We start from the raw sequence: 7,280 nt of genomic DNA, 5'->3' as shown, positions 1-7,280 counted from the left end.
AGGCGAGAGCCATAGACTTGCCGTCCGTCGATCATCCGCACCAGGCCGTTCACCAGGAACGTCCCGTCGGGTGTGGTCAGCCCGTGCTGAGTCCTGCCCTCCGGGGTGACATAGGTGCGGCCGTCGTCCGACATGAATCCGCCGTCGGAGGTCGGCGGGCCGACCGGCGGTTCATGAGCGACAGCCCACTGGATCTCGGAGTCTTCCGGCGCCGGTTCCGTCACGGAGCACTCCCATCCCATTCAACACTGCGGTAGGCATACAGCACCCTATGAAGGCACCACGGCGGCCGGTAGGCCCAGTTCGGGCCGGGAGACGTCCTGGAATGGGGACTTCGATGAGGGCCCGCGGATTTGGCAAAATCGGCAGGGAAACCCGTGTCGGACGAGTCCCGCCGGGACGACGGGACCCACGCCGTCCGGCCCGGACAGGGCGGGCGAAGCGCAGAGAATGGTCCGCGGATGACGGAGCCCAAACAGTCGCAGTACCAGGCTCACCCCTGGAGGCCGACGGTCGACCCGTCGGACGACAACCAGAAGGAAGCCGGCGAGAAGTACGGCGAGATCTACGGAGTCGAGCCTGAGGAGGGCAAGCCGCCGGAGGGCGACGGCAAGCCGCCGCCGAGCGGCCGGGTCCCCACCCTGACGATGGCGTACACCGAAGCGCCGCACCTGGTCCCCACGTCCGGCACCCCCGACGGCTCGGGCAGTACGGAGATGCAGTACGGCAGATTCTCCGTGTCCCTCTCGTCGCTGCGTACGGGCGAGCAGAAGTGCCTGGACGCGACCGGGACCGCCATCCACGGGTACGACGAGCTGAAGGCCCATGTGATGAGGGCCGCGGTGGCGGACGGCCTGTTCGGCGAGAACCTGGGCCGATGGGTCTCGGGGGGCCGGGGCAAGGCAGCGAACGAACTGGGCAGGGACGGCCCCAAGTGGGAGCCCGACAAGTACAACGAGAGCGCCCAGCAGTTCGCCGACTCGATCGTCCCGCAGATGAAGAACCTGCTGAACTCCGTGGCCGGTGCGATCGAGGCGATGGGCGCGTTCAACGCGCTGCTGAACAACGCCGGTCAGCTGTACGCCACGCTCGACCGGAACTCGGCCATGACCGACCCCGGCAGCGGTAGTCCCGGCGGCTGATCCGCGGGCAGCCGCTTGTCCACGGCTGCCCGGCGGCCCCGTGTGCCTCCCCCTGCCCCCGTGCGGGCCGCGGTTCAGCCCGGCAGGGTGGGCAGGTCCTGCGGCAGTAGCGTCACCAGGTCGTCGTCGGTCGTGGCTGCCGAGAGGTCCACGATCCGTTTGGCGTGGTTCTCGGTCATCCGCTGGAAGGTCTGCCGGGCGGTGCGGCCGTTGCCGAACCGGTCGTCGCGCACGAGCGAGTCGAAGTAGGCGGCCAGCGCCTCCTGGGTGTCACCGGGCAGCTCGTACTGGTGCTGCCGCGCGTGCCACCCGACGATGCGTACCAACTCGGCGGCGGCGTAGTCCTCGAAGACGAGGGTGCGGGTGAACCGGGAGGCGAGGCCAGGGTTCGCGTCGACAAAGCGCTCCATCTCGTCCGGGTAGCCGGCCACGATGACCACCACGTCGTCGCGATGGTCCTCCATCAGCTTGACCAGCGTGGCCAGGGCCTCCCGGCCGAAGTCCGCGCCCTGTCCGGACGGCGTGAGCGAGTACGCCTCGTCGATGAACAGCACGCCTCCGTGCGCGCGGCGGAAGACGGCGGTGGTCTTGGGCGCCGTGTGGCCGACGTACTCGCCGACCAGCATGGCGCGGTCGGCCTCGACGAGATGCCCGCGGGAGAGGAGTCCGAGCGCTGCGAGGATCCGCCCGTAGAGCCGGGCAACCGTGGTCTTTCCGGTGCCGCTGTTGCCGGCGAACACCAGATGCCGGCTCAGCGGAGGAGCGGCGAGTCCCGCCTCGGTGCGCCGACGGACCATCTGCATGACCTTGACCACGGTTTTGACGTCCTGCTTGACGCCCTCGAGGCCGACCAGACCGTGCAGTTCCTCCAGTACGTCGTTGAGGCTCTCGGCCGTCACGTCCTTCGGACCGCCCTGCCGCTCCGGTTGGGCGGCCGCGCCCGTGGGGCCGTCGCCGACACCAACCTGGGGCAGCGGCATCCGGATATCTGCCTCCCCCTGGACCTCGCTCCGTGCCTCCTCGGGCAGATCGCCACTCTTGACGTTCACGGACAGGCACGCCTCCAGCACCGGCCGGGCGTCGTCGGCCTGCCGCAACGCCTCGTCGGTGTCGTGGATCAGGCAGCCACGCAGCAGCGGTTCCGCGCCGGCACCGACGTAGAGTGCGGGGAAGCCGGCCGCACTGATGTCGCAGTACTCGAAACGGCCGGCGGCCCCGTCCGCGAGGAAGAGACCGTTCTTGCCGGTGCGCGCCACGGACAGACCGCGGACCCGGGGCTCCGCGTGCTCCTGGACGACCACACCGGTCCCCTGGGTGTCCGTGACCGAGGTGTCGACGATCCAGGGAGCGGCGCTCTCACGGACATGGACGCCGGTACCGCCGACGCCCGTGATCCGGCTGTCGGCGACGAGTGCGACGGTGTGCGCGTCGATGTCGATGCCGACTCCGGTGCAATCGCTCACCTCGCAGTCGCGGACGAGCGGACGGTGCCCCGTGCTGAGGCTGATGCCCGTGCCGCTCCGGGAGATCCGGCAGCCGCTCGCGGACAGGTCGCCCCCGTCGACCGCCAGGCCGGCCAGACCGACACCCTCGATGGTGGTGTCCGCCACGGTCACCAGCGCCTGGGCGGCGATGCGTAGCCCGTCCTCCCTGGCGCCGTTCACCCGGCAGGAGCGGACCCTGACGCGGCTGGTGCCGCAGGCGTGCAGCGCGCTGTACGACGTCTCGTCGATCGAGGAGCCGCTGAGGTCCAGCCGGGTGTCGTCGGCGGCGTAGACGCCGTTGGCCCCAAGACGCAGGAAGGTAGCGCGTCGCACATCCACCCGTGCGGTGTCGCCCGCCGCCAGCCCGGTTCCCGAGGCGTCGGCGACAGTTGTGTCCTCCATGCGTAGCCGGGCGCTGCCACTGACGACTACGCCGACCGCGCGTACGTCACTGATCCGGCAGCCCACGAGGGACACCACGGCCCGGGAGGTCACGTGGACGCCGTCGTGGGCGGCGCGGGTGATCTCGCAGCCGTGCAGTATGACGCCGGACTCACCGCCCGCGTACTCGCCGCCGGCCGAGGTGTTCTCCTCGGGTGCGCCGTCGTCCGTGGGCGCCGGAGCCTTCGAGCCGGCGCCGGCGATGCCGGGCGGAGCACCGGCCTCGCCGGTGACGACGACTCCGGCGGCGGTGCTGTCACTGATCCGGCAGTCGCGCAGCAGGGGCTGGGCGGAGGCGTCCACTGCGACTGCCGCCGCGGCGGTGTGCGTGATCTCGCACCCCTCGAAGGAGCCGCGGGCCGAGCCGGTGACCCGGATACCGTGTCCCCCTGTCCTGGACACCGATGTTTCTGTGACGACGGGCGCTGCACCGTGGTCGACGAAGATGCCCGCCGAGTCGATGTCGGCGATCTCGCACCGTTCCAGCGTCGCGGTACTGTCACCGGCGAGGTATACGCCGACCTCCCCGGCCCGGTGGATCCGGCAACCGCGCAGTAGCGGTGCGGCCGTCCCGGAGACGTGCACCCGGCCACCGGTGATCTCGCAGTCCTCGACGACGGCCTCTCCCGAGGTGACGAGCACGGCGGGTTCGAGGCCGTCGCCCTCGATCACCAGGTCGCGCAGGCCGGCCGCTCCGCGCAGGGTGACGGCGGCGGCGCGGCCACCGACGATCCGCACCGAACCGGGTCCCTTCTCCGCCACGAGCCTGATGCCGTGGTCCAGGACGACGTTCTCGGTGTACGTGCCCGGTTGGACGGAGACCGTCGCGCCGGGATCGGCCGCACGCACGGCTGCCACGACGGAGCGGTAGGTGCCCCAGCCGCGCGGAGCGACCCGTAGCATGCCGCTCATCCGCCGGCCTCACCATCGCGTACTCCGGGAGAGTCATACGGCATGGCAGGTGATCTTCACCTGCGCCACCGCGACATGCGCGTCACGGGTGGCGGCGGTGTTCTTCGCACCGGCGTTGACCAGCTTGACCGTCACCCGCCCGGTACGCACCTTGAACGCGGGGCTCCTGACCCAGTGGCCCCGCTCGGAGACCTGGTCCACCCGGTAGCCGTCGAGTGGCTGATCGTTGGAGCCGTACGCGAAGTCGGTCTGGTAGTAGTAGTAGTAGGCGGGGTTGCCGCCGACACGGTCGCGCCGACCGTCCTTCGGCACATAGGTGTCCAGCCTGCACGACGCGCTGGTGAGGGTCCGGCTGAAGTCGAACTTCCACAGCGCGAAGCGGGAGTCGTCGTACGAGGCCTTTTCGCCCGACGCCGGCATGGAGAGATAGTCGCCGGTGCAACTGCCGCCGCTGTAGCCGCCGCTGGACTGGGACGTCCAGCCGGTCGTCTGGTCGCTGTTGGTTCCCGTGTAATACCCGTACGCGGTGAAGGAGCCGCCTCCTTCCGAGGCGCAGGACGGTCCGGCGACGGCCGTCCACTCACCGCCTGTCCCCACTCCGCCGTCGGCGGGCGGAGCAGTGGGTTCCGTGCGGGCTTCGACCTGGTCGGGTGTGGCGATGGCGGGGCCGCCCAGTACGCCGTTGATCAGGGCGGCGATGGCGGCCGCGATTGTCATCGCGCAACCGATCACCAGGATCCGCCGGCTCGTACGGCCGGCGTCGCCACTGGGGCGCACCGCCCGGTCGAAGGCAGTGGCGAACCCCCTCCAGTCTTCGTCGATCATGGTCGGGCGGCTCTTCTCCTCAGTGCGGCGGCGGTGTGGAACCCGGGTTCACTCGGCATTGCTGATTTGTTCTCCAGCGGCTCGCCAGGAGGCCCGAAGGGTGGCTCAACGCGTGTGCCCTCATTCGCCAGGCAGTTGTACCTTCCGAGTAGTGCTAGCACTACTCTTCGATTCCCTGGCTCGCCCACCGCAGTGACCGCGGGTACGTTCACTTCCATGGACGGCATGGGACCGCTTGCCCCGGCCGTGTTGGAACGCCCAACGATCCATTCCAGCAGCTGAGTTGCAGGAGAGTCATGTCCCATGTCCCGCGGGTCGTCGTTGTCGAGTGCCACAATCTCGTGCGCCGCGGACTGGAAAGCTTGCTTTCTGGTTGTTCCGAAACGGAGATTGTCGCCGTGTTCGCGGCGCCGCAGCAGTGGAACCTGGCGCCCGACACCCGTCCCGACGTCATCGTGTTGGGGCAGACCGTCGACCAAAGCGGATCGGTTTCGGAGACCGTGTCCACGCTCGTGCGACACGGCCGCGTGCTGGTGCTCGGCGACCTCGCCGGCAGTGGCGGTGTCACAGCGTTGCTGCGTGCCGGAGCACACGGTTGCCTGCCGGGCGGCGCTGCCGACGACGAGGTGCTCGGCGCGATCGCCACGGTGGCCCGGGGCGGCATTCACATCTCGCCGGTGCTCGCCACCCGCCTGCACGCCGAGCTCCGTGATCGCGACGGTGCGGGGCCGCCGTTGCTCGCCCGCAGGGAGCTGGAGACGCTGCGCTGGATCGGCGCGGGTCTCACACATGCTCAGATCGCCCGCCGGATGTGTCTGACCGAAGCCACGGTCAACACCTATGTCAAGCGCATCAGGAGTAAACTGGGAGTGGGCAACAAGGCGGATCTGACCCGCAAGGCGATAGAACTCGGTCTGCTGCGGTGGGAGCCGGACACCTCCGAGGTCCGGCCGCCCCCTCGGGATCCCCGGCTGATCGCCATGTGCGAGGGCGGTCACGTTTCGCCCCGCGTGCGTTCGGCGGAGTGAGGGCCCCCTCCTCGTGGTGCGCGTATCCCGTCCGGTCACAGTCGCTGCCCAAGGTCGATGAACCATCCGTAGACCCCGAAGACCGCCACCGCCAGTCCCACAGCAGTGCCGGCCAGAAGGGAGGAGACGGTGCTGAGCCATCGGGAACGTGGCCGGGGCGGGATGTCGACGCGCCGCATCAGATGGCGGAAACCGTAGGCCAAGAGCGCGACAGCAGCCAGGCAGACGCCGGCCGGAGCAGCCCAGTCGGCCGAGCCGGACCGGTCGCCTCCGACGAGTACCAGGGCGAACAACCCGACGGCACCGGCCACTGCGGCAGGCACCACCTCGGCTGCCAGCCGGGCGCCGCCGGCGCGCAGCAGCAGCGCCACCGAGAGACATCCCGCGAGTGCCGCGGCCGACACCGACTCAGAGGCCGCCAGCGGCACCAGGGCGGCCACGAGCACAGCGGCGAGTACGCAGGTCCACACGACCAACACAGTTGTCGCGGTGTGTACCGCCTGGGTCAGTACCCTCTCGTCGTCGCGTTCCTCATCGGGCTCTCGGCGTGCCTCCGCCCTGCGGCAGGAGAAGGCCACCAGACGACTCACCCACGGCGGCGCGAGCGTGAGGAGGACGAAGGCGACCGCCGCCACCACGGAGGCGGCCTGCATCCCGTCCGCCCCGATCAGCGCCACGAAGGCCGCCGTGACCGCGGTGGCCCCCATGGCCGCCAGGACGACGAGGGTGGTCACACCGGACGCCGCCACGTACGCGAGCAGCGCGCCGACCAGAGCGCCCACGGCCAGGCCGCCGACACCGAAGCCGGTGCGGGAGGCGTGGCCCGCCGGTCCATCTGTCCCCTCGGACCAGAGCGCGGCGGCCGGCGCCCATCCCGCGAGGGCCGTCAGGGGCACGGCGGTCAGCGCCAGGACCTCACACAGCGGACGTGGAACCGGCCACTTCCGCTCACTGGCGACCCATGCCAGCGCGGGCAGTACGACACCGGCTACCACCGACATCTCGGTGCGGACGAGAGGGGTGAGCCGTCCCTCGACCTGCAACACCGTCAGGAGCGCCACGAGCCAGCCGAGCCCCGTCAGCATCACGGTCAGGACACGGGCACGGGGACTCCACAGCCGTTCGAAGAACCCCTCGGTGACCTCCTCGACCTGTTCGGTGACGTCATGGACGGCGGGTTCCTCGAACTCGTCAGCGACGACGTCGCGCAGGTGCAGGATCTGCCCGTCGACGACGCCCAGTTCCAAGAGTGTCCGCTCCGGGGCGAACGGTTCACCTACAGGGGGGCCCAACGACCACGCCGGTGGCATGGAATGTCCGGCGGTCCGTTCACCGCACAGGCCCGCGAGAGTGTCGGCGTATGTCGTGATCGACGCGTGCACGGGCAACGCCAGATCCACCTGGCGCCGACCGCCCACTACGGTGATCCGGCAGTCTTCATCCACGGT

Annotated in this window: 6 protein-coding genes; 2 read left to right on the top strand and 4 right to left on the bottom strand. The window is 70.1% G+C overall.

The features are described 5' to 3' along the window. A partial coding sequence (locus ACZ56V_RS35215) for a hypothetical protein (RefSeq protein ID WP_468947678.1) occupies nt 1-224 on the bottom strand: 224 nt, incomplete at its 3' end. A gap of 237 nt (nt 225-461) precedes the next feature. Between ACZ56V_RS35215 and ACZ56V_RS35210 the strand changes: the two genes are divergently transcribed. After that, nucleotides 462-1,142: a hypothetical protein gene (locus ACZ56V_RS35210; RefSeq protein ID WP_468947676.1), complete on the top strand. Its 681-nt coding sequence runs from the start codon at nt 462-464 to the stop codon at nt 1,140-1,142. Between the two features lie 74 nt (nt 1,143-1,216). Here ACZ56V_RS35210 and ACZ56V_RS35205 read toward each other — a convergent pair whose 3' ends face one another. Together ACZ56V_RS35205 and ACZ56V_RS35200 are read right to left on the bottom strand one after the other, a co-directional pair. After that, a complete protein-coding gene (locus ACZ56V_RS35205; RefSeq protein WP_468947675.1) occupies nt 1,217-3,979 on the bottom strand; it encodes a right-handed parallel beta-helix repeat-containing protein in 2,763 nt (920 codons plus the stop codon). A gap of 33 nt (nt 3,980-4,012) precedes the next feature. Beyond that, complete coding sequence (locus ACZ56V_RS35200; RefSeq protein ID WP_468947673.1) at nt 4,013-4,804, bottom strand: hypothetical protein; 792 nt, start codon at nt 4,802-4,804, stop codon at nt 4,013-4,015. A gap of 296 nt (nt 4,805-5,100) precedes the next feature. Between ACZ56V_RS35200 and ACZ56V_RS35195 the strand changes: the two genes are divergently transcribed. Then, nucleotides 5,101-5,832 (top strand): response regulator transcription factor, encoded by a 732-nt coding sequence (locus ACZ56V_RS35195; RefSeq protein ID WP_468947671.1) that lies wholly within the window; start codon nt 5,101-5,103, stop codon nt 5,830-5,832. Nucleotides 5,833-5,867: 35 nt separating this feature from the next. Here the strand turns inward: ACZ56V_RS35195 and eccD are convergent, their stop codons facing one another. Next, the gene (gene eccD, locus ACZ56V_RS35190; protein ID WP_468947669.1) at nt 5,868-7,277 is read right to left on the bottom strand and encodes a type VII secretion integral membrane protein EccD; all 1,410 of its coding nucleotides are present in this window, start codon (nt 7,275-7,277) and stop codon (nt 5,868-5,870) included. Nucleotides 7,278-7,280 lie beyond the last annotated feature (3 nt).

The sequence above is a fragment of the Streptomyces sp. NPDC034099 genome, assembly GCF_055575415.1.
Note: the sequence above shows the minus strand (reverse complement) of the source record. Positions and strands in the feature narration are given on the sequence as shown.